The organism is Janthinobacterium sp. 344 (assembly GCF_900112025.1).
In the GTDB taxonomy this organism is placed as follows: domain Bacteria; phylum Pseudomonadota; class Gammaproteobacteria; order Burkholderiales; family Burkholderiaceae_D; genus Janthinobacterium.
In genome coordinates this window covers 383,180-408,525 of record NZ_FOKL01000003.1, presented here as the reverse complement: position 1 = coordinate 408,525, position 25,346 = coordinate 383,180, and the positions used below count along the sequence as shown (strand labels likewise).

The window sequence follows — 25,346 nt, the reverse complement described above, 5'->3', positions numbered from 1 at the left end:
ATGAGTGCCCCGCTCATGCGCTGATCAGCTTGATATCGGCAATTCTCTCCACCAGCCACACGGCCGCCACCAGCGCGATGGCCAGCGAGCCGACGGTCAGCACCTGGCGGTAGAACCAGGTCTTGCGCAGCAGCCAGGCGACGGGTAAAAAGGCGGCGACGATGGCCAGCTGGCCGATCTCCACGCCCACGTTGAAGCCGAACAGGCTGGCCAGCAATGCACCCTGCGGCAAACCCAGGTCGCGCAGCACGCTGGCAAAGCCGAAGCCGTGGATCAGGCCAAAGGCGAAGGCGGCCACGGGGCGCCTGCCGCGGAACAGGGGCAGCAGGTTGTTCAGCGCCGCCAGGATCACGGAAGCGGCGATGGCGGACTCCACCCAGCGCGAAGGCAGCGACACGAGGGACAGGCTGGCCAGGGTCAAGGTGATGGAATGGGCCAGCGTGAAGGCCGTGACGACTTTGAAAACGTCAATAAACGCCGCCTTCAAACCCGGAGGCACAGTCTGGGGTCGGGCCCTCGGGGGGAATATGCCCCAATGGGGCACATTCCGCTCCTGGAAGGACAGACCCCGGCTCTGTGCCGTCGGGTGTAAACGGTCCGTGTCATCCGGACTTTTCAGCAGCACGGCCGGCAGCAGCAGCGACAGCAGGAACAGGATGTGGTCATAGCCGATCCAGATATGCCAGATGCCGTGTTTCACATACGCGCGGAACTGCGCCAGGCGGTCGGGCGCGGCCAGCGAGAGGCGCTGGCGCGGGCTGTCCGGGTCGAAGATGGCCGTCTGCGTGTTGCCGCCATGCGCGAGTTTCAACAGGCCCTTGTGCTGCGGATCGAGGTCGGCGAACAGCGTGTAGCCGATGGACAGGCTGGCAGGCGCGGCGCCGGGGCAATCGGCCTGGAAGCGCAGCACGTTGTAGGCGCCATCCGTGTGGCTGTCGATCAGCTGCTGCGTGGCGCGCAGCGGGCACACGCCCCGGTCGCTGGCCACCTGCAGGCGCTGCAGGGCGTAGGCGGCGATGGCGGCGTGGCGCGCACGCACCTCATCCCACGTCAGCGCGCCGTCGCCATTGCCATCGAGGCCGATGGCGAAATCGAGGTCGCGCAGGGCGATATCCCACTGGCCCTCGATCCGCTGGCCATGCACGCTCAGGCTCAGATAGCTGTCGCTGGGCTTGTGCGCCTGGGCCGGAGAAAGCCAGGCGCACAGCAGCAGCAGGCACAGGGCAAGGCGGGCGCTCACAGGGCACCCGCCTTGCGCGCGGCGCTGAGCTTCTGGCCGTCCTGCGGCCCCAGCTGCCTGACGAGGCGCTGCAGGGCCACGTCTTCCACGCCGTTCGCCGCCACCCAGGCCAGCACGGGCTGCGCGGCGGCGTAATTGCGCGCGGCCAGCGCCGCTTCGAGCAGGATGCGCATGTCCGGCACTTCCTTCTGGATGGCCCAGTTTTTCTGCGCCAGTTGCACGGCGGCCGGCACATCGCGCTGCAGGAACAGGGCGAAACGCGCCTGTTCGCGCTGGTGCACCGTGTCGCCGCGCTGCATGGCGGCGTTGAAGCGGGCCGCCAGTTCCGCTGTCGCGGCCTGGAGTGCCGTCTGTTGGCCGGGCAGCGCCTGCAGCGCCAGCGCGTAGCGCAGCAGCAGGGCGTCGATGCGCTGCTGGTCCTTGAGCAGCTTGACGACCTCCTGCGGACGGCGCTGGTCGAGCAGGAAATCCGCATACGCGCCCAGCAGGTAGCTGTCGCGCGGCTGCCGCGCCAGGGCTGTTGCGTAGCGTGCCTCGGCCAGGGCCATCTCGCCGCGCCGCGTGGCCATTTCCGCCAGCAGCGTCAAAGCCCAGCTTTCCAGCTCGGGCGCCGCGCCGGCGCTGCGTTGCAAGGTCAGGTCCAGCAAGCGCTCGCTGGCGGCGGCGCGGCCTGTGACGCTGGCCACGTTGGCGATGCAGGTGACGGTGACGAGTTGCGTGCTCAAGGCGGACAGGCGCGCGCAGCTGGCCGTCGCCTTCGCATAGTCGCCCTGCACGGTGAGCACGGTGGCCCGCGTCAGCCAGGCCTGGCCATTGGCCGGTTCCTGCGCGATCACGGCGTCGAGATCGTGCAGCGCGGGGCCGAACTGGTGCGTGCTTTGCAAAATGGTGGCGCGCAGCAGGCGCACGGGCACGGGCGGCGCCGCCTGCCGCCACCACGGCGCCAGCGCCGCCTGCGCGTAGCCCAGATAGCGCGGATCCGTCTCGCTGCGCGCCAGCGCGATATAGCGCTGCGCCAGGCCGGCGGCCAGCGCCAGGTCTTGCGGATTGTCAGTCAGTTGCTGGCGCAGGCCGCGCAGTGCCAGCTGCGTGGCGTCGGCGCGGCGCGGCAGCTGCTCGATGACGGTGCCGCCATCTTTCGGCGTGTAGGGCGCGGCAGGTGCCAGCACGGGCAGGCAGGCGCACAGCAGGGAAATGGCTATTTTCATCGCGGATGCCGTGGACAGGGATGGAAGGAATCGACAGGGGCGCCGGAAAGCCGTGTTGCCGGCGCCCGCCCGGATTTACAACGGCACGGGTTCCGTGGTTTCCGGGGACGTCGCCATGATGGCGTCGATGCTGACGCCTTCCTTGTCCTCGCTGGTGGTCAGGATGACGTTGCTGACGGCCACATAAAACGCATCGAGCATGGCCACCGGTGGCGGATTGACGCCGCCGCTGCCGCTATCGGTGCTGCTGCCACCGCCACCGCAGCCACCGAGCAGGGCCGCGAGCGCCAGGGCGCTGATTGCATAGAGCTTTTTCATCGCGTTCTCCTGTCGGCTTATTGCTGCGGCGAACCGGCCACGGGGTTTTTCAGATAGGGGAAGCCTGCCGTGAAGAAGGTTTCATCGAGATAGGCGCCGTCCGTGAAGTGCAGGCCGCCGGCGGGGGCGTCGGCCGGGGCGCAGCCGATGTTCAGCGTGCACAGCTTGCCCATGGCCACGCGCAGCACCACGTCGACCACGTCGTCGCCGGGACGCCGGCCGTTCGGGAAGCCCGCGTTATCGCCGCCGATGACGCCGAGGCGGTTTTGCGCGCCCACCGCGGTGGCGGCAATCGAGGTGTTCAGGCGCAGCATTTCCGATGCCGTCACGGTGACGGGCTGGTTCACGCCCTTGATGCCTGTCAGGAAGGTGGCCACCAGGTCATTGCGGGGGAAGTTGGTGGGCGCCTTGGCGCCGGCCGAGCCGTACAGCACTTCCACCAGGGCCGGTGCCGTGGGATTGGTTACGTAGTCGGCAAATTGCGCGTCGCCCGATGGCTTGCTGGCGTTGAAGCGGTCCTTGTCCTTCAGGCCGATCACCAGTTCATTGACCAGGGGCATGCCCAGGCGCGACACTTGCACCCAGGCGCCGCCTTCCTTCGACGCCGTGGTGCTGGTGCCCGGCGCCGGGTTCAGCAGGCGGCCCTGGCGCAGGCTGGCCGTGGTCCAGCCGCCGATGACGGGGTCGCTGCCCGCCGTCAGGCAGGCGGTCGGCACTTCCATTTCGATGGCCGTGACGTTTTTCCTGGCCAGGTCATCCTTGGCGGCCGATTCCGCGTTCGCGGCGAACTCCGTGGCGGGCGCCTTGATGTTGATCAAGTCGAACGTTTCGCCCAGGTTGACCACGAACGGGTCCTTGCGCTGGCCGACGAACATGCGCGCCGGCGTGGCGCAGCCGGGAATATTCACGGCATACACGTGCTGCGCGGCATACGCGGCGTAGTTGGGGATGGCCTTGTTGCCGATATTGTCGACGGGCTTGTCGAAGGTCGTGCCGCCGCCCGTGGCATTGGTCACGCTGCTGCGCGTGCCGCTGCGGCGGTCGCCCCGCACCACGGTGACGCTATACGTTTCGCGCACGTTCAGGCCGGCCGGGTTGACCGTGTCGATGGCGCCGCCGTTGATGACGAGCGGAATCGAGACTTTCTTGCCGCCCACGGTGAACTGGCCATCCTTGATGGTGTTGGTGAAGCGGAACTGGAAGGTGATGTCTTCCTTGCCGTCGCCATTGTTGTCGATATGGATTTCGTACAGGGCGTTGGGGTCCATGGCGAAGTAGTTCGGCCCGCCATAGGCGTCCTGCAGCGGCACGTAGTCGGCCACCAGGGTCGTGTAGGCGCCGCGGCCCGCTTCATAGCTGCGGAACAGATAGAAGTCGGTGGCGTCGACTTTCGGGTTTTGCGTGATGAACGGCGCTTCGCGGTGGCTGGAAGCGTGGGCCGATGGCGCGAGGGTCACGGCGAGCAGGTTGCCCAGGATGGCGGCGCCCAGTGCGGTTTTCGAGCGGAACAAAGACATGTCGATTCTCCCTGAATTGTTATACGCGGTGACAGGACTTGCAGGAATTACGGGACTGCATCACTTGTACGGGGCGCCAGCACGATCAGATTCACTCTTTACAATTTATTTTTGGTAGAAGAGTGAACGGCCGTCGATCGTCAGGGGGCTGGCGCACGAGATCGACTCTACGTGGATATTGCGCTTCAGCAAGAATAAATATTTTGTGGACAGGAAAAGACAGGCCAGCGGCCAGCCGCGCCAGCCGGTTGCGCTATGCCGGGGGGCAGGCGCGCACGGGCGGCGCGCGCGTGGGAATGCGTGACTTTGCGGATATGAAGTCGATAGACGCGGCTGCCCTCGCCGGGCAATGCGTTACCAGGCCAGCACTTTGGGGCCGACGGCGGCGCCAAGGGCGGTCGGTACCAGCATGCCCAGCACGTACCAGAAGCCGACGAAGCTGGCGGCCAGTTCCGGGCAGTGCAGGCAGTAGACGAGGGCGGCCATGGCGCCGGCGGCGAACCCGGCGGCCGCGCCCGCCAATCGCAGGCGCGTGGGTGCCAGCTGGCGCATCAGGCGCAGCACGGCGGCCAGGATGGGCAGCGACAGCATGGCGATCAGCAGGGGACAGCTGCGCCAGGTGGCGCCCCAGAACAGTTCGGCCCGCTGTTCGGCTGGCGCTTCCTGCAGGATGATGGCGCCCAGCGCCCACATCAGGAACAATGGCATGGCGATGAGCAGGGGCAGGGCGCGCGTGCTGGCGCCCGGCACGCACAGGCGGTGGCTGACATGCCAGGCCGCCAGGCAGATGCAGAGGACGAAGCCGACCTTGATCCAGAAGTCGGGCAGCAGGGCGAGCTGGTCCAGGTTGGGGCGCACGCCCAGCAGCAGCGCCATCAGCGCGATACTGGCCAGCAGGCCGGCGCCCAGGGTGGCGGCGGCGCGCCACGGTGCGCCGGGCGGCGGGGCGGCGGCCACATCCGGGCCGCTGGCCAGCATGGCGATCAAGTCATCGGTTTTCATTCTGCGTTTGTCCTCAGCTTGGCCGCCAGTGTCTTCAGGCCGCGATGCACGGCCACTTTGACGCTGGCTTCCGAAATATTCATGGCCTTGGCCGTGTCGCGCACGGCCCAGCCGTCGAGCTTGGTATGCACGATGGCGTCGCGCTGCTGCGCCGGCAAGGTCTGCAGCAAGGCCGCCAGGTCGCGGCTGGCTTCGGCCGCCTCGGCATCGGCGCTGGAAAACAGTTCCTGCGTACTATCCTCCTCATCATACGGCAAGTGCTGCGCCTCGCGCCGCGCATGCCGGCGCAGCCAGTCGATCAGTTTATAGCGCGCGATCGCATGGATCCACGACGTCAGCGGCACGCCAGTGTCATACGTCAGGCGCTGGTTGTGGATGGCCAGCAGGCACTCCTGCACCAGGTCTTCCACGTCGTCCGGCCAGCGTTGCAGGCGGCGCCGCAGGAAGGCGCGCAAGTGGGCGCTCGTCGCCTGCAAGAAACTGCGGTACGCCGCCGCATCGCCGTCGAGCCCGCGCAGCATCAGCCCATGCAGCCGCAATTCCGTGCCATGCAGGTGTTCGCTTACCGGTATTCGTTGCATGCAGGCCTTTGGTGACAGGCGTTGAAAAAAATAAATTGAAAAATAATCGCGGATGGCTGTAACCAATCCGCCGGTGGCGGCGAATTGACAGGCAAGCACAGTGCTTCACTCCACGCTTCTTAATTCACTATAACGGTTAGTCATCATGATTATCAAGTCCCGTCTCGCCGCCTGTTTTCTTCCTGCCTGCCTGTTGCTCGCGGTGGCTCCGGCTGGCGCGCAAATGGCGGCCGGCCAGCGCTGCGCCGTGAAAAGCGGGCCGCAGACGGCGGCGCTGGTGGAACTGTACAGCAGCGAAGGCTGTTCCAGCTGCCCGCCCGCCGACCAGCGCCTGAGCGCCTTGCGCCGGGAGGTGGAGGCGGGGACGGGCGCGGCCAGCCTGATCGTGCCGCTGGCGCTGCACGTCACCTACTGGGACCAGATCGGCTGGAAAGACCCGCTGGCGCAGCCGCAATTCGATGCGCGCCAGGCCGAGCTGCTGCGCCACCAGCCCCGCCATGTGGCCTACACGCCACAGTTTTTTGTCGGCGGCACGGAATTGCGCAGCTGGGATGCCCAGTTGCCGACGGCCATACGCCGCATCAACGCGACGGGCGCGCCCGTGAATATCAGCCTCGCCGCCACGCCGGGGCCGGGCGGCACGCTGCTGCTGGAAGCGCAGGCGGCGGCGCCCGATGCGCAGACCGGCGGCGACTTGTATCTGGCCGTCAGTGAAAGCGGCATCGTCTCGAAAGTGCTGCGCGGCGAAAACCGCGGCGCCACCCTGCACCACGACGCGGCCGTGCGCCTGTGGCTGGGGCCCGTGGCGCTGGCGCAGGGCCACGCCAGTCTGCGCCGTGAAGTCAGGCTACCCGCCAGCTGGCGCCCGGAGCAGCTGCAAGTGGTGGCCTTCGTGCAGCGGGCCGACAGCAGCGCCATCCTGCAAGCCGTCAGCACGGCGCAATGCGCCAAGGGAGTCCTGTGATGTCTGCCCATGCCATGTCGACCGCGACGATCCATCCCGCCTGGCTGCGCCTCACGCACTGGCTCAATGCCGTGGCCGTGGTGCTGCTGGCCACCAGCGGCTGGCGCATCTATAACGCGGCGCCGTTCTTTCCCTTCGAACTGCCGCGCGCCCTGACCCTGGGCGGCTGGCTGGGCGGCGCGCTGCAATGGCACTTTGCCGCCATGTGGCTGCTGGTGGCCAATGGCTTGCTGTATCTGGTCATCAATATCGTCTCGGGACGGCTGCGGCGCCAGTTCTTCCCCTTGTCGCCGCGCCTGCTGCTGGCCGATTTTCTCGCCGCCCTGAAAGGCAAGCTGGCGCATGCCGATCCGCGCCACTACAACATGGTGCAGCGCGCCGCCTACCTGTTCGTCATGCTGGATTGCATCGTGCTGGTGCTGTCAGGGCTGGTGCTGTGGAAATCCGTGCAGTTTCCCCTGCTGCGCGAGCTGATGGGCGGCTACGACAGCGCGCGCCGCGTGCATTTCATCGCCATGGCGCTGCTGGTGGGCTTTGTCGGCGTGCACCTGGTGATGGTGGCGCTGGTGCCGCGCACCCTGCTGGCCATGCTGCGCGGCCGCTGACGGACACTGGAGAATCCCATGAAAAAAACCATCATCGTGCAGGAGCAGGGCCAGGCCATGCTGGCCGACGCCCTGCGCAAGATCGAACAGCCGTCGCGCCGCCTGTTCCTGCAGCGCGGCCTGACCCTGGGCGGCCTGTCGCTGCTGACGGGCTGCAACGTCAGCGACGAGGCGAGCATCGACAAGGCCCTGACTGCCGTGTCGCGCATGAACGACCGGGTGCAGGGCTGGCTCTTCGACCCGAACAAGCTGGCGCCGACCTATCCCGATTCCATGATTGCCCGGCCGTTCCCCTTCAATGCGTTTTATGGCGAGGATGAGGTGGAAGCCGTCGATGGCGACGCCTGGCGGCTCGAGCTCAGTGGCTTGATCGCGGATAAAAAGCCATGGAGCTTGCCGCAGTTGCGCGCCTTGCCGCAGGAAACGCAAGTCACGCGCCACATCTGCGTGGAAGGCTGGAGCGCCATCGGCAAGTGGGGCGGCGTGCCTTTCGCCCACTTCCTGAACCTGGTCGGCGCCGACAAGACGGCGAAATACATCGGCTTCAAGTGCGCCGATGATTACTTCACCAGCATCGACATGGCCACGGCCCTGCATCCGCAAACCATCATGGCCTTGACCTACGACGGCCAGCAATTGCCGCCCAAGTACGGCTACCCCATGAAGCTGCGCATGCCGACCAAGCTGGGCTACAAGAACCCCAAGCATATCCAGGCCATATTCGTCACGAACACCTACCCGGGAGGGTATTGGGAGGACCAGGGATACAACTGGTTCGGCGGCTCTTGAACACCTTAGCAGCACCGGCAGTACCGCAATAGTTTTAACCCCGGGCATGTGCCCATTCAACCCAGAGACAAGGACTCATCATGAAAACCACCATCACCGCCATCATCGCTTCCGCCATCCTCATGTCGGGGACCGCGTTCGCCCAGGATGCCATGAAAAAAGACGCCATGGCCAAGGACGCCTCGGCCGACGCCATGCACAAGGATGCCATGGACAAGCCGATGGACAAGCCGATGGCCAAGAAGCACATGAAGAAGGATCACATGGCCAAGGACGGCATGGCGAAAGATGCCATGGCAAAAGACGGCATGGCGAAAGACGGCATGAAGAAAGATGAAATGAAGAAAGATGGCATGGCCAAGGATGCCATGGGCAAATAATGGCAAGGCATGGCCACTGAGGCAGTTTGCCTGGCGCCGCCGCCAGCTTCGACCGAAGCTGACGGCGGCGCCGAATGGCATTCCGGCGGAGTCTGCAACCGTGTTGTCAAATCAAGACGATACGCGGCGATTGGTGTAAGCTGATGCCTTCCGATTTTCCGCATGCACTGTCATGACAGAACCATCCGCCACCGCGCTCGCTTCCGCATCTCCCCCTTCCGATAAATCCCTGCGCCGCCGCTCGCTGTTCGCCGCCTGCGGCGCGCATGCCGTGCACGACGGCTTGACGGACGTGATCTATGTGCTGCTGCCCATCTGGCAGGCGCAATTTGCCATCAGCTACGCCATGGTCGGGCTGCTGCGCGGTTCCTACTCGGGCATGATGGCCGGTTTTCAGTTGCTGGCCAGCCGCCTGGCGAAACGCTGGGGCCGCGAGCGCATGCTGGTGGGCGGCACGGCGCTCGCTGGCATCGCCTACTTGATCGCGGGGCAGGCGGGCGGCCTGGCCGTGCTGCTGCTCGCCTTGCTGCTGGGCGGCCTGGGCGCCAGCACCCAGCATCCGCTGGCCTCGTCCATCGTCACCGACACGCACGAGGCGGGCGGCGGCGTGAAGGAGGCGCTGTCGCACTACAACTTCGCCGGCGATATCGGCAAGACCCTGATTCCCGCGCTGGTGGGCTTGCTGCTGGTCGTCTGCAGCTGGCAAGCCAGCGTCTCCCTGCTGGGCTTGCTGGGCCTGGCGGCCGCCGGCTTGCTGTGGTGGCTGCTGCCGAAGCCGGGCGACATCCAGGCCAGCCAGAAAAAAGTGGCCAAGCCTATGGCGGGCGGCGGCTCCAAAGCAAGCTTTCGTGCCTTGCTGGCCACGGGCACCCTGGACAGCGCCGTGCGCATGGGGTTCCTCACCTTCCTGCCATTCCTGCTGAAAAGCAAAGGCGCGGGCACGGCCGGCATCGGCGTGGCCTTGTCGCTGCTGTTTGTGGGCGGCGCCTTCGGCAAGCTGCTGTGCGGCTACCTGGGCGCGCGCATCGGCATGATGAAGACCGTGTGGCTGACGGAATCGATGACCTCGCTGCTCATCGTGGCCGCCCTGTGGCTGCCGCTGGCCGGCGTCATGGCCATGCTGCCCCTGCTGGGGCTGGCGCTGAACGGCACCTCGTCCGTGCTGTACGGCGTGGTGCCGGAACTGGCCGAACCCGGCAAGCGCGAGCATGCGTTCGCGCTGTTTTATACGGGCAGCATCGGCGGCGGCGCGCTGTCGCCCGTGCTGTTCGGCGCGCTGGGCGACCATACCAGCGTGCCCACGGCCTTGCTGGTGCTGGCCGCCTTGCTGCTGCTGACCTTGCCGCTGGCGTGGCAGGTGCAGCGGGGTAAAGCCGGCTGAGACAGGGACCGCCGGCATCTGGCCGCCGCTCCCTGCCTGACTTCGTATTTGCCAAAAGTAAATCATTTGATGCCTGCGGAGCGCGATAAGGCCAAGTCAAGGGCATGCAGCGGGCATGCGCGGGCGCATGTGTCGTCAAGCCCCGTTCGCCTCTTGCCCGGCAGTCCCCCCATCGTCTACACTCGCCGCATGAAAAATTTTGCAAAGCGGCGCGACCGCTACGATTTGTTCCGCGCGTTCGACAATCCCCTCGTCAACATCAATTTCCAGCTCGACGTGCCGGATTTTCGGCCCTGGTGCAAGGCGCGCCAGATTCCCGTGTTTCATTTCTTCCTGTTCTGCCTGCTCAACACGGTGCGCGACATCGATCATTTCATGTACCGCATCTACCAGGGCGAGGTGATCAAAATCGACGATTTCCCCGCCTCCTACACCGTCATCAACGGCGACGAGAACCTCAACTACACGCGTTTTACCATGACGGACCAGCTCGATGTATTCATCGCCCGCAGCCTGGAAGCCAAACGCGTGGCCGAAGCGAGCAGCGCGCTGATCAACACGGGCGAAGGTGAAAGCGAACGCGAGCGGCGCAACAATATCTACATCACCTGCCTGCCATGGCTGGAACTGGCGGCCATCGAGCACCCGATCTGCCGCCACCGCGATGCCGACATCCCGACCTTTACCTGGGGCAAGTTCGGCCCGCCGCAGGACGATGGCCGCATGCGCATACCGTTTTCCGCGCAGGCGCACCATGGCTTTGTCGATGGCTACCATGTGCAGAAACTGGCGCAGGCCTTGTCGCAGCGCATCGCCGCCATGATTTCCTAAAGCAGGTATGCGCTGGGCGCACGGCCCAGCACGCGGCGGAAGGCGGCCGTGAAGGCGCTGGGGCTGGCATAACCGAGATCGAGCGCCACGCGGGTGACGGCTTGGCCTTCGGCCAGCCGCGTGATGGCGGCCAGCAGGCAGGCTTGCTGGCGCCATTGGGCAAAGGCCAGGCCCGTCTGCGCGCGGAATTGCCGCGTGAACGTGCGCCGGCTCATGCCCGCCTGCGCCGCCATCGCGTCCAGGCCGCTGTCCAGGCTGGGCTGTTCGAGCAATTCCATGCACAGCCGCGCCAGCCTGGCATCCTGCGGCAGCGGTGCGCTCAGGGGCAGGGGACTGGCAGCGGCGATTTCATCGAGCAGCAAGGCCATCAACCGCCCGGCGCGCGACGCTTGCCCATACAAGGCTTCCACGGTCACGGCTTCGGCCAGCAGCTGGCGCAGCAGTGGCGTGACATCGAGCACCTGGCAATCCGCTGGCAAGCCCATGCTGTCGATGGCGTGTGGATCGACAAACACATTGTGCATGGTCACGGCGCCATGCATGCGCATGCCGTGGTCGAGCCCGGCCGGCACCCAGCACGCGCGTTGCGGCGGTACCAGCCAGTTGCCTTGCGGCGTGTGCACGCTGATGACACCGCGCGCCGCATAGGCGAATTGCCCGCGCGCATGGCTGTGACTGGGAAAGATGGCGCCGGGGCCATAGTCGCGCGCCGTGGCGATCAGTGGTCGCGGCACATCCGTATAAAAATCATCCATGGCCCGTACTCTACAGCATTTGACCTGCCATCGAAGGCGGGCCACCGGATGCGCGTTTACCATGCACTCTTTTTGAGGAGCATGTATGCCGAATACCTATCATCGCGTGGGCCATGGTCCCCACGCCGTCATCGTCCTGCACGGCTGGTTTGGCGACGCGCACGCGTTTGCGCCCATGGAGGTGGCCCTCGATGGCGGCGCCTTCAGCTATGTCTTCATGGACAATCGCGGCTATGGCGGCATGCGCGGCGCGGCTGGCGCGTATTCGATGGAGGAGGTCGCCCGCGACGCGCTGGCCCTGGCCGATGCGCTGGACTTTGCCACCTTCAGCGTGGTCGGTCATTCCATGGGCGGCATGGCGCTGGAACGGCTGGCCTTGCTGGCGCCCTTGCGCTTGCGCAAGCTGGTGGCCGTGGCGCCCGTGCCCAGCTGCGGCGCGGCATTCGACTCTGCGTCACGGCAGCGGTTTCTCGACGCCAGCGGCGATGTGCAGGCGCGGCGCGCCATCATCGCCCGCAGCACGGGCGGGCGCTTGCCGGCCGCCTGGCTGGACTGGAAGGCGCGGTACTCGTGGGAGAGGTCGGATCAGGCCGCGTTCGCCGCCTATTTTCTGGCGTGGAGCGACACGGATTTCAGCGGCGAAGTGCAGGCAACGGCGTCGAACCTGCCCCTGCTGGCGCTGGTGGGGGAGCACGACCCCCGCTTCGATGCGCACTTGATGCGCCGCACGTATCTGGCGTGGTATCCGCAAGCCCGGCTGGAAGTGCTGGGCAATGCGGGACATTATCCGATGAATGAAACGCCGCTGGTCCTGGCGGCCAGCATCGAGGCGTTCCTGTCGGCGTCGTGACTTTACGCGGCCTTGGCGCGCAGGCGCAGCAGGCTCAAGCCCAGCAGCACGAAGGCGCCGCCGGAGATGCGGTTGAACAGCCTGGCGCGGCCCGGCGTGGCCAGCTGGCTTTTCAGCAGGCGCGCCAGGTTGGCGTAGAACAGATGGGCCAGCATGGCGCAGGCGACAAACGAGGCCGTCAGCACGGCGAACTGGATGCCGACCGGTTCGCCTGGCGTGATGAATTGCGGAAACAGGGCCGAGAAGAACAGGATGGCTTTCGGATTGGTCAGCGCCACCGTCAAGCCCTGGCGGAAGAGTTTCCAGAATGAATTGGGATTGGCGGCGCCCGGCGCCACGGGCGCGTCGGCCACGATACTGGTCTTGCTGCGCCATTGCTTGATGCCCAGGTACACCAGGTACAGGGCGCCAGCCAGTTTCAGCAGCATGAAGGCGGTGGCCGAGGTGGCCAGCACGACGCCCATGCCGGCCATGGCCACGCCGGAAATGATGAACAGGCCAAAACCATTGCCCATGCTGCTGATCATCGCGCGGCGCGGGCCGACGGCGATGGCATTCGAGATGGCCAGCAGGACGGCCGGGCCGGGAGAAAACGTGACGAGCAGGGCAACGCTGCAGAAAAGCAGCCAGTTCGAGAGATGCATGGGTGTTCCTGGATGGGGCCGGAGCCGGATTGAGAGTCAAAACACGCTTATTGTACGAAGTTTTCGGCTCCCGCGCCGGCCCGCTCGGTGTCAGATGGACGCTCAGGCGAACAGGCCCGTCACCACGTGGTTGATGGCGGCGCCACCGGCGATCAGCCAGCAGAACAGCAGGCCGGCCAGCAGCAGGGGCTTGATGCCGGCGCGGCGGATGGCCGACATGTGCGTCGTCAAGCCCAAGGCCGCCATGGCCATGGCCAGCAAGGCCGTGTCGAACTCGGTGATGGCGGCCACGACGCCGCCCGACAGCAGGCCCAGCGAATTGAAGGCGACCACGGCAATGAAGATGAAGGCGAACCAGGGGATGGCCAGCCTGGCCGCCTTGTCGCCACCGCCGGCCTTGGCCTTGCCGCGCGCCAGCACGGCCGACAGGATGACGAGGAAGGGCGCCAGCATCATCACGCGCACCATCTTGGCGATCACGGCCGCATTCGCCGTCTCTTGCCCGATCGACTTGCCAGCCGCCACCACCTGCGCCACCTCATGCACGGTCGAGCCGATGTACACGCCAAAGGCGGACGGCGTTGCCGCCAGCACATGCCAGCCCAGGTTCAGCTGATACAGCAGCGGGTACAAAAAGATGGCGATGGTGCCGAACACCACGACGGTGGAGACGGCCACGGTGACGTCCTCGCTGCGCCCCTTGACGACGGGTTCCGTCGCCATCACGGCCGCCGCGCCGCAGATCGAACTGCCCGCGCCGATCAAAATGGCGCTGTTGCGCTCCAGCTTGAATACCTTGGTGCCGAGCAACATGGCCAGGCCGAAGGTCGACGTCAGTACCAGCGCGTCGATGGCGATGCCGGCCAGGCCCACCTGGCCGATGTCCTGGAAGGTCAGGCGGAAGCCGTACAGGATGATGCCAAGGCGCAATAAGGTCTGCTTGGAAAACGCCACGCCCGCGCCGCAGGTGGGCGCCAGGCGCGCATACACGCTGTTGCCGAGGATGATGCCGAGGATGATGGCCAGGGTCAGGGCGCTCATGCCGTGGTTTTGCATCCATTCCAGCTTGCCCAGCGCAATGGCGCCCCAGGCGATCACGCCGCTCAGCAGCAGGCCCGGCAGCAATCGGCCATAACGGTCGCTGATACTGTTTGAAGTCGTTGTTGATAAGGATGACATGCCGTGCTCCATGGTTCTTGGTTCGTATGGCATGACTGTACAGTTCGTCGATTAAATGGTAAAACGGATTGTTTTTGTATGTTTGACCTGAAAAATAGGTAACTGGGGAAGGGGAACGGCATGGCATTGACCTTGCGGCAATTGCAGATTTTCCTGGCCGTGGCGGACACGGGCAGCACCAGCGCGGCTGCCGGGCAGATTGCGCTGTCGCAATCTGCCACCAGCGCGGCGCTGAACGAGCTGGAAACCTTGCTGGGCGCGCAACTGTTCGACCGGGTGGGCAAGCGTCTGGTGCTTAATGACAATGGCCGATTGTTATTGCCGCAGGCGCGGCAGATGCGCGATGCGGCCGCCAGCATCGAGCGCCAGTTCGCGGGTGCCGACCCGTCCGTGCCTGTCAGCCTGCAGATCGGCGCCAGCACCACGATCGGCATCTATCTGCTGCCGCAGATCCTCGCGCAGGCGGCGCAGCAATACGGGCGCAGCATTCCGCAAGTGACGATCGCCAACACGGCCGACATCGCCGCCGCCGTGGCCGCGTTCAAGGTCGATATCGGCCTCATCGAAGGGCCGTGCCATGAGGCCGGCTTGCTGGTCGAACCGTGGCTGACGGACCAGATGCTGATCGTGGCCGCGCCCACGCACCCGCTGGCGCAAGTGCGCCACCTGCTCAGCTTTGCGGAGCTGAACCAGGCGGGCTGGCTGCTGCGCGAGGCGGGCTCGGGCACGCGCGAAGCCGTGGAGCAGGCCCTGGTGCCGTATTTGCACTATCTGCGCGCCGCAGGTGAATTCAGCAATTCCGAAGCCATCAAGTATGGCGCGGCGGCGGGGCTGGGCATCGCCTGCCTGTCGCGCGTGGTGGTGGCCGATCTGCTGGCCAGCGGGCAACTGGTGGAACTCGATACCATGCTGCCGCCGTTGGAGCGCAACTTTTATCTGATCCGCCAGTCTAAAAAGATCCTCTCGCCCAGGTTGACGGGTTTCCTGGAGTTGTGCCGGCACGCCTCGCGCATGGCGGCATAACTAGGCGGGGCGCAATGCCTCGCTGCATGTTGGGCCACGGCCTGGTGCCCGCATCGACCAGGCCCGTCCAGTGCGGCCCGTCCGATAGTCTCCGGCGCACGCCGGCGCACGCCTGCGATGCCGGCCACATCGCCATGCGCGACGAGACCGTAGGCGCGTCCCGCCAGGTGTTGCGGATAATCCCGGCCAGGCAATCATGGGTGGTCTTGGGGGAGTGGCGGGCATGGCGGCGCCTTGGGGCGACCGCGCCACCGGGCTTGACGTTCCCCGGCCGGTCCGCGCGATGGACAAGGTGCCGCTCAGGCTTGCGCAGATTCCGTTTATGGGATAAATTCCCATATATGGAAAATATAGAAGCAAATAATACCGAGCAGCGCCTGGCGCAGCGCTTGAAACAGTTGCGTGTGGAGCAGGCCTGGTCGCTGGACCAGCTGGCGAAGGCGAGCGAGGTCAGCCGCGCCACCTTGTCGCGCCTGGAAAATGGCGAAGTCAGCCCCACGACAGCCGTGCTGGGCAAGTTGTGCGCCGCGTATGGCCTGGCCATGTCGCGCCTGCTGCGCATGGTGGAAGACGATTTTCCGCCCGTCGTGCGGCGCGCGGCGCAAAGCGTGTGGAGCGATCCGGACACGGGCTTTCGCCGCCGCTCCATCTCGCCCCCCGCGCGTGCGCTGGCTGGCGAAGCGCTCGAATGCGAGCTCGGTGCCGGCGTGTCGATCGCCTATGCCGCGTCGCCCCGGCCCGGCATGGAACATCACCTGCTGCTGCAAGAGGGCAAGTTGCGCGTGACGGTCGACGGTCATTCGCATGACTTGCTGTCCGGTGATTGCCTGCGCTACCAGTTGCAGGGCGCCAGCGCCTTTGTCACGCCGCCCGACAGCGGCGCCCGCTATTTTTTATTCCTCGTCTGAGACCATCATGCCCCCCTCACTGCATCTGTTTACTGCCACCGATATACGCGATCGCCTGCCGGAACTGGGCGCCTTGCTGCAGGCGTGCGTGCACGATGGCGCCAGCATCGGTTTCATCCTGCCCTTCGACATGGCCGCCAGCCAGGCCTTCTGGACGGAAAACGTCTTGCCCGCCGTTACGCGCGGCGTGCGTCTGCTGCTGGTGGCCGAAGTGGAGGGCAAGCTGGCGGGCGCCGTGCAGCTGGACTGGGATACCCAGCCCAACCAGGCGCACCGGGCCGAGGTGCGCAAGCTGCTGGTCGCCCCCGCGCTGCGCCGGCGCGGCATCGCCCGCTGGCTGATGCAGGCGGTCGAAGCGCAGGCGCGCGTATTGCCGCGCAGCCTGCTGACGCTCGATACGCGCAGCGGCGACCACGCCGAAGCGCTGTACCTGTCGCTGGGCTATCGGGTGGCCGGCAGCATACCCGCGTATGCGCTGGCGCCAGCAGGCGACAGGCTGGACGCCACCACCATCCTGTACAAGCAGCTGGAGCAATGAGCTAGCCACGGGAACTCAGGCTTTCAGGCGCGCTCTGACGGTTGCCGAGCGTGCTGCTTGCGTACGGCTGACAGTGCGTTCCTGTGCCGCGGCGAGGCTGATGGCGGCTGCCGCAGGGGCAGGCGCCGCAGAGCGGCCCGGCGCGTGGCCTGTGACAACACCCGCTTCGTGGCCCAGCTTGAAAATGCTGACCGTGCCCGACAGCTCGGAGGCGCGCTGCTGCATGCCATTCGCGGCCATCGATGCCTGTTCCACCAGCGCCGCGTTTTCCTGCGTCACGTGTTCCATCTGTACGATGGCCGCATTGACTTGCTCGATGCCGGACAATTGCTCGCCGCTGGCCAGGCTGATTTCGCCCATGATAGCGGTGACGCGGTGCACGCTGGCGACGATCTCGCGCATGGTGGCGCCGGCCGTGTCCACCAGGCGCGCGCCCGCATCGACGCGCTCGACGGAGTCGCCGATCAGCTGCTTGATTTCTTTCGCCGCGCCGGCCGAGCGTTGCGCCAGGTTGCGCACCTCGCTGGCGACGACGGCAAAGCCGCGCCCCTGCTCACCGGCGCGCGCCGCTTCCACGGCCGCATTCAGGGCCAAAATATTCGTCTGGAAGGCGATGGCGTCGATGACGCCGATGATGTCGACGATCTTTTTCGAGGAGGCATTGATCGACGACATGGTCTCGACCACTTGCGCCACCACCGTGCCGCCTTTGCCGGCCACCTCGGCGGCCGATTGCGCCAGCTGGTTGGCTTGCCGCGCGTTATCGGCATTTTGCTTGACGGTGCCAGTCAGCTCTTCCATCGAGGCGGCCGTCTGTTCCAGCGAACTCGCTTGCGCCTGCGTGCGCTGCGACAAGTCGCGGTTGCCGGCGGCGATGTCGCCCGAGGCGCCCGCGATGTCGTGCGTGCCACCGCGCACTTCGCCGACGATATTGATCAGGCTGGCATTCATTTCCTTGAGCGCCTGCAGCAACTGGCCCACCTCATCGGCGGATTCGACGCGGATATTGCCGCTCAGGTCGCCGCCAGCCACCTTGCGCGCCACCTTGACGGCATGCCGCAGGGGCCGCACGATGCCGCTGCTGATGAACCATGCCGTGACCAGGCTGAGTATGCCGCCGACCACCCCCAGCGCGATGACCAGCCGGTTGGTGTTCTGCGCCCGCCGGATGGCCGCGTCGGCCGCCGCGCGCATCTGCGCCGACTGCGCCGCGATCTGCTGGTCGATGCCGCGCACGGCGGCCTCGCCGCTGGCCTGGGCTTGCCCGCGCAAGGCGTGCAGTTGCTCGATGCGCGCATAGCGCTGGTACACGCTGGCATCGATTTCCCCGCTTACCGTCGACAGTTGCCAGGTGCTGATCGTCACCACGACGGCCAGCAACAGCGACGTGAGCAGAAAGCCTGTGGTCAGGCGTACACCGATGCGTATGTTAGAAATATTCATGTCCCCTCAGCGGTTGTCCCGTGGTGGCCGCCAGCCATTGGCACGGCAAGTCGCGGCGCGATCGCCCCTAAGTTGCTGGGGTGAAATGAGTGTAGCAGTGCGGTACTAAGTAATCTATAAATATTTCCATATTGGAATGTGTTACTGATTATTCAGCAACACAAGGGCCATCCCATGTCGGCATCCATCACGCTGGAGAATCAGGAGTTTTCCTACTCATCATGGCGGGATTGTCCGACTAGCCATTTCGCCGGCCGTGCCTACACTCCAATCCTGACCTGCCAGCGCCTGCTGGCGGCGTGATATCGATGGACTACCTGGGAGGCCGAGATGGCGAATATACAATCGGGAACGGATGGAACAGTACGCACGGAACTGACGGCCATGCGCCTCAATGCGCTGGACTGGGTTGCGATGGTGCTGCTGATCGTGGGCGGTTTGAACTGGGGCCTGGTGGGCCTGTTCGATATCGACGTGGTGGCGCGCATCCTCGGCGTCATGACGACGGCGTCGCGCACCGTGTACATCCTGGTGGGGCTGGCCGCCATCTATTCGATCTACCTGTGCGTGCGCAAGCTGCCTGCCAAGCCCTAGGGGGAACCGATGCCTGTTGGTGCCAACCCCAAGCGTGAACGCGAATTCAAGAAGCTGGAAAAAGAGTTGACGCAGGAAGGACGCTATCCGGGCCGCGAAGAAGAGGTCGCTGCCCGCATCGTGAACAAGCAGAGGGCGCAGGCGGGCGAGACGCAGATGGCGCAAAACAGGCAAAAGGCTGGCAAGGCTGCGCGTCCGGCCGACGGAAGCGCCTTGCCTATCGACGGCTACCAGCACCTGACGGTGGCGCAGATACGCGACAAGCTCGGTGGACTGTCCTCCGCCCAGCTTCAGCGGCTGCGCGTCTATGAGGCGGCGCACAAGAAGCGCAAGGGGGTGTTGCAGATGCTGGGAGAGTGAGGTGGCAAGGGCCTGCGGGGCGGGCAAGGCAACGCCCGGCCATGGCTCGCCGCCATAGTGGCCAGTGCAGATGGCCTTGCGCTGTTTTTTTTAGTGTATTTTTTCCGGCAGCGTCACTGCGTGCGCAGATAGGCCAGCAAATCGGCGACCTGCTGTGCGTTGCCGATGCCCCAGAAGCGCATGTTATTGCCGGGGATGAAATCGCTGGGCGCCTTCAGGAAGGCGCCCAGGTTTTGTTCGGTCCACACGATATTCGCATTTTTCATGGCGGCCGAATAGCGGTAGTCCGACGTCGAACCGGCCCTGCGGCCAATCACGCCCGACAGCTTGGGGCCGAAGCCGCCGCGTGCCGAAGGGCCCACCTGGTGGCAGGAGGCGCACTTGCGAAACGCCGCCTTGCCCGCTTCGGCATTGCCCTTGAGGGCGGCAGGCACGGCAGGGGGCGTTGCGGCCTGGCCAAGGGCGCTTTGCGCCAGCAGCAGTGCGGCCGTGGCGAGAGCGCAGGGCAGGCGTGAATGGAACGGTGAGCTGAACGGTAATGTCATCGGGAATCATCGGGAATCATCAGGAAGGCGTGCACGCAGTCGGGCGGGTACGACATGGCCAGGATGGCCTATTTTACAGCCCAGCCTTAAAACCTGCCTGCCAGCATGAACCTGCCGGCCAACATCCACCCGCCGGTCGGCACGTGCGGGCGCAGGCCCAGGGGAAGGGGGGCAGGCATGGCAAGGCGCGATGCTGGCATCCGCACCGTTGCCGGCCTTGCCGCCATCCGCATAGCTGCCATCCGCACCGTTGCCGGCCTTGCCGCCATCCACATAGGTGCCATCCGCATAGCGAGCGGCTAGCTAGCTGTTATCTACCTAGCGGCTATGTACCTAGCGGCTATGTACCTGGCGGTTATCTACATAGCTGCCATCTGCATGGCTGTCTGAACAGGCGCTGAAGACCGCTTGCGCGCCGTCAGCGCTTGCCGCCTTGCGCCCCCAGCGCCGCCATGGCGGAAGCAAACACGATGCAGGCGATGGCCAGCCACTGGGTCAGGCTCAGCATTTCTCCCAGCACCAGCATGGCGGCCAGCGCGCTGACGGCCGGTGCCGCGCTGCTGAACATGCCGAACACGCCTTGCGGCAGGCGGCGCAGGGCAAAGATTTCCAGTGAGTACGGTAGAGCACTGGACAGCATGGCAATCGCCAGGCCCAGCAAGGCAATCGACGGCACCAGCAAGGCCGTGCCCGCATAGCCGATGCCGATGGGGACCGTCACCAGCGCCGCCACCGTCATGCCCCAGGCCACGGCCTGGCCGCCCTGCAAGGTCGAGGCGCGCTTGCCGAAGATGATGTACAGCGCCCAGCACAGGGCCGCGCCCAGCGCATACGCCACGCCGACCGGGTCCAGGCTGCCGGGGCTGCCCTGCAGCGGCAGCAGCAAATACAGGCCAAACACGGCGCCGGCCACGGCCAGCAGGTCGCGCGGCCGGCGCGATGACAGCATGGCGACGGCCAGCGGCCCCGTCACCTCGATCGCCACCGCGATGCCGATCGGTATCAGCGCAAACGCGCGGTAAATCAGCAAATTCATCAAGCCCAGCACCGAGCCATACACGAGCAGGTTCAGCACATCCTTGCGCGTCAGGCGGAAACGCCAGGGACGGAAGATGGCCAGCAGGATCAGCGCCGAAAAACCCACCCGGTACGCCGTGATGCCTTCCACGCCGATGACGGGAAACAGATTCTTTGCGATCGCCGCCCCCAGGTTGACGGAAATCTGGCCTCCCAGCACGGCCAGGGAAGGGAGCAGGATGCTGTCGGGCAGGGAGGAGGTCGGGGCGGGGGAGGTCATGGGGCGACATTTTAATGGGCTATGTCTTCTTTAGATAGGGGACATGCGGCCATCTTGGGCCGGCGCTCGCTACGCGATGCCCGGCGCATCCCCCGCCAGGAACATTGTTGGCAGCAACGGCGCCCCTGCTTGCCCGGTGGCGCCGCGAGCGGCGCAGGCTGGATGACGCGATAGGTGATGCGTAAAAGAAACAGTTTATCTAAAAAAAACGGCGTCCATGCCAGATATGAAAAAGTAATTTTTATTGTAATGGCTGAAATTCATGTTCAAAAAAAGCATGAGGCCGCTGTGTGCTCTGAAAATCGGCAATCACGGGTTTATGCCAATTTTGGAAAGTAATTTGTCAATAGGCGTATTTATTTTATATCTAGTTAATGCCGGACATGCGTGAACATGGAAAGTACGCCTGGCCGGCAGGCATCGGATATACGGCCGAAACAACAAGGTTTTTATTTTGCCCACATAAGATGGATATGCGAAAATAAAAAAGTCAATTAGTAAATATTCCAATAACAACCACGTATTGCGTATGTTGACGCTGGACCCGGCGCAAGCCAGGCCCAGTCTGGCCGCGCCGTCTGGCGGCCGGGGCCTGCGTGCGTCCAGCCATACCCTGGGTAAATGCGTGCAGGGTATGGACGCACTCGATATCGTTGGCTGGCTGTAATAAAAGCATTGGATATATAAAAAATGCAATTGAATGCATGCTAAATATCATAATTGATTTGATTTTATGATATCGCATCTGCGGTTGAGATGTGGATTATGAAGGCGTCGCATGAAAGGCGCGGAATAATCATTGATTTGCACGACCATGTTTTAAATTGAATATAAAACCTATAAATCAGTGCTTGCTGAAAGAGGCGGAACGGTCATCAGCCTGTCCGTATCGATTGGCGTAGCAACTCAGGGAAAGCAAATGAAACAATCTTGTAAAATCGCCATGGCGCTGGCCATGGTTTCCTCCCTTGCCGCGTGCGGCGGCGGCGGCGTGGGCGACAGTGATGCGACCAATCTTGCCGGAAGCGGCGCCAGTAATGTTGTCTCCGGAAACGCCGGCAACATTGCTGGCGCGGGCACTGGCGCTGAAGCAACACAAGGCGGCGATAGCGGCACGCAGACCGCTCCCGGTACCGGAACCGGTACAGGAACCGGCTCCGGCACCGGCAACGACGCTGGCGCCAGCGATAGCGCTGCCGCCCGGCGTATCGGCGATGCATTGAGCAGTGGTAATCCGGCCGGCCTGCAAGGCACTGACGCGAACAGTCTGCTGGAACAAGCCATTGCCGAAGCCAGCGGCAGGAATGCGCGCCACATGAGCGTGCTGCGCTCGATCTATGGCAGCGGCGAGGATGGTATCAGCCAGGCATTGAACGTCGGCACCAGCACCAGCGCCATCATCGGTGTGCTCGCGTCCACCACGGCGATGCCGTATATCGTCTCGGACAGCGGCGCCGGTATCGCGGCAGTCAGCAGCGACGGCGCCGGCCGGGGCATGGCCTACGGCGCCGATGTGCTGCAATGGATGGCAGGCACGAGCAAGGAACAGCAGCACTACCCGCAGTTCCTGCGCGCCTTTACCTGGCTGATGACGGGCTCGGGCAGCGGCGCGCTGCCGGCGAAGATCAGTTATGCCAGCGCCGGCTACAACGCCTCCTACGTGAAGAACTTCATCAGCCGCACGGGCAAGACGCCGGCTGCGCTCGACTGCGCGGTGGCCGACAGCAACAACACGTGCTGGGTCAACGCGGATCTCATCGTGTTCGGCGCCAGCGTTGCGCCAAGCGCGGGCCTGAGCGCGCTGGTGCAGAAATACCTGGCGGCCGGCAAGGCCGTGATGTATATGCATCCGAACTGGACACAGTCGGCCGGCGGCATCCAGGTGCTCGCGGCCATGGGCATGACCCTGGGCGGCTATCCGGGCAATTATTATGCGGCGCCCGCCGGCGTCACCGTGTCGGGCAGCCGCACCGTCGCGCAATCGCTGGCGGCGGCCGACAAGCTGGGCGCCCTGGCGTCGTCGCTGGCCATGCTGCGTCAGGGCGCGCCGTCAGTGAACCTGGCGGCCGACACTTCCGTTGTTACACCGTTCAAGACCATGCTCGGCGAACTGGGCGCGCTGAATAATGCGGGCGTGCGCATTTTCGCCGGCGACAGCGCCTATCTGCTGCAGCGCCTGCTGGTGCTGTGGGCCGATACGCAGCGCAGCGCCATTGCCTACGGTAATATCAGCCGCGGCAATGCGGCAGCGTTCCTGAACACCTATGCCAGCGATTCCTTCCTGTGGTTCGCGCGCGGGGAGACCACGGCGGCGACGGCGGGACAGGGCGATTACATGCCTGCCGCCGCACAAACGCTGGTGCCCGGCAGCGACTGGGAAGAGATCCAGGTGGTCTTGCCGCAAACGAGCGGCATCACGCTGATCGGCCGCGGCGCCTTGCCTGCCAAGGGCGTGCAGATTGAAGTCGTCGACACGGCGGGCGCCAGCAACCTGGGCATCCAGACCAGCTACCTGCGCAGCTGGGGCAATCCGCTCACGGATGCCGCCAACAACTACGCGCGCCCGCTGCGCCCCCACTCGTTTACCGTGCCGCTGGGCAGCGGCAGCACGCAATTCGTCACCCCCAATGGCGGTCCGCTCATGCTCAGCTACAGCGGCGCGACGCCTGACACGGTGCTCAAGCTGCGCGTCAAAGGCGTGGTCAGCTATGCGCACTTCGACTACACGCGCAACATGGGCAACAGCGAACTGGCGCAGGCCTCGGCTGCCTTGAAGGCGGGCACGTTTGGCTGGCAAACCACCAAGGTGACCGGCGGCGAAGTGCAGCAGATCATCAAGTTTGCGCAAAAGGTGATCGGCGAGACGGCGCCCGAGGTGTATGCGAACAAGACCATCCGCGACGGCTTGTTCATGAGTAACCATATCACCAATGGCTACAACGATGCCGGCATGACTGCCATGGTCTCCTCGCTGTGCGCCAGCCTGTCCTGGACTTGCGACGGCAGCGTGCACAATCAGCCGCTGGTGCAGCACTTCGTCGGCTGGATCGCCACCTGCGGCTTCCTGTGTTCGGGCAATCCCATCGATGGCGCCGCCGGCATCGACCTGGGCTGGGGCTATGCGCACGAAATGGGCCACAACACCGTGCAGCGCGTCATGCGCATCATTCCCGACGGTACGCATGGCTGCGGCACCGAATGCGACAACAACATCCTGGCCGGCGCCACGGCCTTGCGCGTCTTCGACCTGCATGGCCTGGAAATCAGCAGCGGGCATCCGCTTGATCACGCGGGACTGTACCGGGCGGTTGCCGCCAACCGTGCCACGGGCTTGACTGGCGCGGCACTGCTGGGCGACATGCAAAAGCGCGTCTGGAGCGACAGCGGGCAGGATGTCATGCGCGCCGTGCATTTCCAGCTGGCGTTCCTGTTTGCCCGCTACCGCAGCGGTCTTGCCACGCCGACCGCGGCGTCGACGCTCGATTATTTCAGCCTGCTGACCAAGGGCGACCGCCTGGTGGCCAAGAATTTCAGCCCCGCCACGGCCGCGCAATACGGCATGGGCCGCTACGCGACGAACAGCATCAGCAATCACGATTTGCTGTACGTGCTCAGCTCGAAGATCATGGACCGCGACCTGCGCACGCTGTTCGCGATGTACGGCCTGCCCCTCAGCAACGAGGCGCTCGGTTCGATCGCCGACCTCGGCCTGCCTGTCGTGCCGCGCAGCTTCTATGCGCTGCCAGCAGGCAAGCATAACCAGCTTGCCACCGGCAAGTGGGTCAACCTGGAAAGCGGCACGCCTGCCTGGCCCTACTGATAGCGGCATGCATCCGGCTCTCCCGCGCGCCACAGGGGAGGCCGGATTTGCTATGATCACGGCCCGGCCCGGCCAGGCTAGGCCAGGCCAGCCGCAGACATAGAGGAGCAGTGGCGCATGCGCGTTTTCAGTATTGGCAGCACCGATTTTGCCGTAGACGGGACGAAATCGCGTATCCGCCTCGATGTGCAGGGCGATGGCATGCTCGAGGTGCATGTCGATATCCATGGCGACGAAGCGGTGTTCGAGCGCCTGGCGGACGTGGAGGATGGCGAGTGGTCGTGGGCGCTGTATCCGCCCGTGTTTTTCCTGCACGGCCTGCGCGTGGCGCAAGGCCAGGCGGGCGCGGCCGCAAGCGGGCGGCCAGGGCCGCAGGCCGCTGACGATGCGGCTGAATCGGGCATCTACATGATGCAATACCGCGACATCGCCGCGCTGGACATCATCGAATTGTCGGCGCGGCGCCTGGCCATGTCGGGCCTGGTTGATTTCCACGGCAGGCAGTTGCCGTTTCAGATAGACATCAGCCGCTCCGGGCCGTGTCCCTGATCCGCGCTGCCGCGCCGCAGACGGG

27 protein-coding genes are annotated in these 25,346 nt (G+C 65.0%); 14 read left to right on the top strand and 13 right to left on the bottom strand.

Translation table 11 applies throughout. From position 1 onward, the window contains the following. Positions 1 to 13: 13 nt before the first annotated feature. The 6 genes from BM193_RS11470 to BM193_RS11445 form a co-directional block, all read right to left on the bottom strand. Positions 14 to 1,240, bottom strand: a complete 1,227-nt coding sequence (locus tag BM193_RS11470) for a HupE/UreJ family protein (protein ID WP_092797846.1) — start codon at positions 1,238 to 1,240, stop codon at positions 14 to 16. Then, the gene (locus tag BM193_RS11465; protein WP_092797845.1) at positions 1,237 to 2,448 is read right to left on the bottom strand and encodes a tetratricopeptide repeat protein; all 1,212 of its coding nucleotides are present in this window, start codon (positions 2,446 to 2,448) and stop codon (positions 1,237 to 1,239) included. Before BM193_RS11465 ends, BM193_RS11470 begins: the two co-directional genes overlap by 4 nt. Positions 2,449 to 2,523: 75 nt before the next feature. Continuing rightward, on the bottom strand, positions 2,524 to 2,766 hold the full coding sequence (locus BM193_RS11460) for a hypothetical protein (RefSeq protein WP_092797844.1): 243 nt from the start codon (positions 2,764 to 2,766) through the stop codon (positions 2,524 to 2,526). 17 nt (positions 2,767 to 2,783) lie between these two features. Further along, positions 2,784 to 4,283 (bottom strand): DUF4331 domain-containing protein, encoded by a 1,500-nt coding sequence (locus BM193_RS11455; protein WP_092797843.1) that lies wholly within the window; start codon positions 4,281 to 4,283, stop codon positions 2,784 to 2,786. Between the two features lie 354 nt (positions 4,284 to 4,637). Further along, positions 4,638 to 5,285 carry an NrsF family protein gene (locus BM193_RS11450; protein ID WP_092797842.1) on the bottom strand — a complete coding sequence of 216 codons (648 nt, stop codon included), beginning with the start codon at positions 5,283 to 5,285 and terminating at the stop codon, positions 4,638 to 4,640. Further along, positions 5,282 to 5,866, bottom strand: coding sequence for a sigma-70 family RNA polymerase sigma factor (locus tag BM193_RS11445; protein ID WP_092797841.1), 585 nt, complete (start codon positions 5,864 to 5,866; stop codon positions 5,282 to 5,284). Before BM193_RS11445 ends, BM193_RS11450 begins: the two co-directional genes overlap by 4 nt. 145 nt (positions 5,867 to 6,011) lie before the next feature. Here BM193_RS11445 and BM193_RS11440 point away from each other — a divergent pair, with 145 nt between their 5' ends. From BM193_RS11440 to BM193_RS11415, 6 genes are all read left to right on the top strand, one after another. Beyond that, positions 6,012 to 6,830 carry a DUF1223 domain-containing protein gene (locus BM193_RS11440; RefSeq protein ID WP_254786069.1) on the top strand — a complete coding sequence of 273 codons (819 nt, stop codon included), beginning with the start codon at positions 6,012 to 6,014 and terminating at the stop codon, positions 6,828 to 6,830. Then, entirely contained in the window at positions 6,830 to 7,435 is a 606-nt protein-coding gene (locus BM193_RS11435) for a cytochrome b/b6 domain-containing protein (RefSeq protein ID WP_254786067.1), read from the top strand. The genes BM193_RS11440 and BM193_RS11435 overlap by 1 nt, the downstream gene beginning before the upstream one ends. 18 nt (positions 7,436 to 7,453) lie before the next feature. Next, entirely contained in the window at positions 7,454 to 8,224 is a 771-nt protein-coding gene (locus BM193_RS11430) for a molybdopterin-dependent oxidoreductase (protein WP_092797839.1), read from the top strand. A gap of 80 nt (positions 8,225 to 8,304) precedes the next feature. Next, a complete protein-coding gene (locus tag BM193_RS11425) occupies positions 8,305 to 8,604 on the top strand; it encodes a pentapeptide MXKDX repeat protein (RefSeq protein ID WP_092797838.1) in 300 nt (99 codons plus the stop codon). Between the two features lie 172 nt (positions 8,605 to 8,776). Next, entirely contained in the window at positions 8,777 to 9,985 is a 1,209-nt protein-coding gene (locus BM193_RS11420; protein ID WP_092797837.1) for an MFS transporter, read from the top strand. A 189-nt stretch (positions 9,986 to 10,174) separates the two neighbouring features. Beyond that, positions 10,175 to 10,816, top strand: a complete 642-nt coding sequence (locus tag BM193_RS11415) for a CatA-like O-acetyltransferase (protein ID WP_092797836.1) — start codon at positions 10,175 to 10,177, stop codon at positions 10,814 to 10,816. Here BM193_RS11415 and BM193_RS11410 read toward each other — a convergent pair. Beyond that, on the bottom strand, positions 10,813 to 11,571 hold the full coding sequence (locus tag BM193_RS11410) for an AraC family transcriptional regulator (RefSeq protein WP_254786065.1): 759 nt from the start codon (positions 11,569 to 11,571) through the stop codon (positions 10,813 to 10,815). The genes BM193_RS11415 and BM193_RS11410 overlap by 4 nt on opposite strands. 85 nt (positions 11,572 to 11,656) lie before the next feature. On the opposite strand from BM193_RS11410, the gene BM193_RS11405 reads away from it, so the two are divergent. Beyond that, positions 11,657 to 12,421: an alpha/beta fold hydrolase gene (locus tag BM193_RS11405; protein ID WP_092797834.1), complete on the top strand. Its 765-nt coding sequence runs from the start codon at positions 11,657 to 11,659 to the stop codon at positions 12,419 to 12,421. A gap of 2 nt (positions 12,422 to 12,423) precedes the next feature. Here BM193_RS11405 and BM193_RS11400 read toward each other — a convergent pair whose 3' ends face one another. Together BM193_RS11400 and BM193_RS11395 are read right to left on the bottom strand one after the other, a co-directional pair. After that, positions 12,424 to 13,065: a LysE family translocator gene (locus tag BM193_RS11400; RefSeq protein ID WP_092797833.1), complete on the bottom strand. Its 642-nt coding sequence runs from the start codon at positions 13,063 to 13,065 to the stop codon at positions 12,424 to 12,426. A gap of 102 nt (positions 13,066 to 13,167) precedes the next feature. Then, on the bottom strand, positions 13,168 to 14,244 hold the full coding sequence (locus tag BM193_RS11395; protein WP_254786063.1) for a YeiH family protein: 1,077 nt from the start codon (positions 14,242 to 14,244) through the stop codon (positions 13,168 to 13,170). A 120-nt stretch (positions 14,245 to 14,364) separates the two neighbouring features. Here BM193_RS11395 and BM193_RS11390 point away from each other — a divergent pair, with 120 nt between their 5' ends. From BM193_RS11390 to BM193_RS11380, 3 genes are all read left to right on the top strand, one after another. Beyond that, the gene (locus tag BM193_RS11390) at positions 14,365 to 15,267 is read left to right on the top strand and encodes a LysR family transcriptional regulator (protein ID WP_175533247.1); all 903 of its coding nucleotides are present in this window, start codon (positions 14,365 to 14,367) and stop codon (positions 15,265 to 15,267) included. A gap of 341 nt (positions 15,268 to 15,608) precedes the next feature. Continuing rightward, positions 15,609 to 16,175, top strand: a complete 567-nt coding sequence (locus BM193_RS11385) for a helix-turn-helix domain-containing protein (protein WP_092797831.1) — start codon at positions 15,609 to 15,611, stop codon at positions 16,173 to 16,175. 7 nt (positions 16,176 to 16,182) lie between these two features. Beyond that, the gene (locus BM193_RS11380) at positions 16,183 to 16,713 is read left to right on the top strand and encodes a GNAT family N-acetyltransferase (protein ID WP_175533246.1); all 531 of its coding nucleotides are present in this window, start codon (positions 16,183 to 16,185) and stop codon (positions 16,711 to 16,713) included. A gap of 15 nt (positions 16,714 to 16,728) precedes the next feature. On the opposite strand, the gene BM193_RS11375 is transcribed toward BM193_RS11380, so the two are convergent. Next, positions 16,729 to 18,156 (bottom strand): methyl-accepting chemotaxis protein, encoded by a 1,428-nt coding sequence (locus BM193_RS11375; protein WP_092797830.1) that lies wholly within the window; start codon positions 18,154 to 18,156, stop codon positions 16,729 to 16,731. 330 nt (positions 18,157 to 18,486) lie between these two features. Between BM193_RS11375 and BM193_RS11370 the strand changes: the two genes are divergently transcribed. Further along, on the top strand, positions 18,487 to 18,750 hold the full coding sequence (locus BM193_RS11370; RefSeq protein WP_217638456.1) for a DUF378 domain-containing protein: 264 nt from the start codon (positions 18,487 to 18,489) through the stop codon (positions 18,748 to 18,750). A 9-nt stretch (positions 18,751 to 18,759) separates the two neighbouring features. Next, entirely contained in the window at positions 18,760 to 19,110 is a 351-nt protein-coding gene (locus BM193_RS11365) for a hypothetical protein (protein ID WP_092797828.1), read from the top strand. Between the two features lie 113 nt (positions 19,111 to 19,223). Here the strand turns inward: BM193_RS11365 and BM193_RS11360 are convergent, their stop codons facing one another. The 3 genes from BM193_RS11360 to BM193_RS29100 all read right to left on the bottom strand — a co-directional run bounded on the left by BM193_RS11360 (position 19,224) and on the right by BM193_RS29100 (position 22,267). Continuing rightward, the gene (locus BM193_RS11360) at positions 19,224 to 19,655 is read right to left on the bottom strand and encodes a c-type cytochrome (protein ID WP_092797827.1); all 432 of its coding nucleotides are present in this window, start codon (positions 19,653 to 19,655) and stop codon (positions 19,224 to 19,226) included. Positions 19,656 to 20,073: 418 nt separating this feature from the next. Further along, complete coding sequence (locus tag BM193_RS11350) at positions 20,074 to 20,952, bottom strand: EamA family transporter (RefSeq protein ID WP_175533245.1); 879 nt, start codon at positions 20,950 to 20,952, stop codon at positions 20,074 to 20,076. A gap of 844 nt (positions 20,953 to 21,796) precedes the next feature. Next, positions 21,797 to 22,267, bottom strand: a complete 471-nt coding sequence (locus BM193_RS29100; protein ID WP_139176121.1) for a hypothetical protein — start codon at positions 22,265 to 22,267, stop codon at positions 21,797 to 21,799. Between BM193_RS29100 and BM193_RS11345 the strand changes: the two genes are divergently transcribed. Next, on the top strand, positions 22,172 to 24,772 hold the full coding sequence (locus BM193_RS11345) for an ImpA family metalloprotease (RefSeq protein WP_092797825.1): 2,601 nt from the start codon (positions 22,172 to 22,174) through the stop codon (positions 24,770 to 24,772). The genes BM193_RS29100 and BM193_RS11345 overlap by 96 nt on opposite strands. Positions 24,773 to 24,889: 117 nt before the next feature. Continuing rightward, positions 24,890 to 25,321 (top strand): hypothetical protein, encoded by a 432-nt coding sequence (locus tag BM193_RS11340; RefSeq protein WP_092797824.1) that lies wholly within the window; start codon positions 24,890 to 24,892, stop codon positions 25,319 to 25,321. The last annotated feature ends 25 nt before the right edge of the window (positions 25,322 to 25,346 follow it).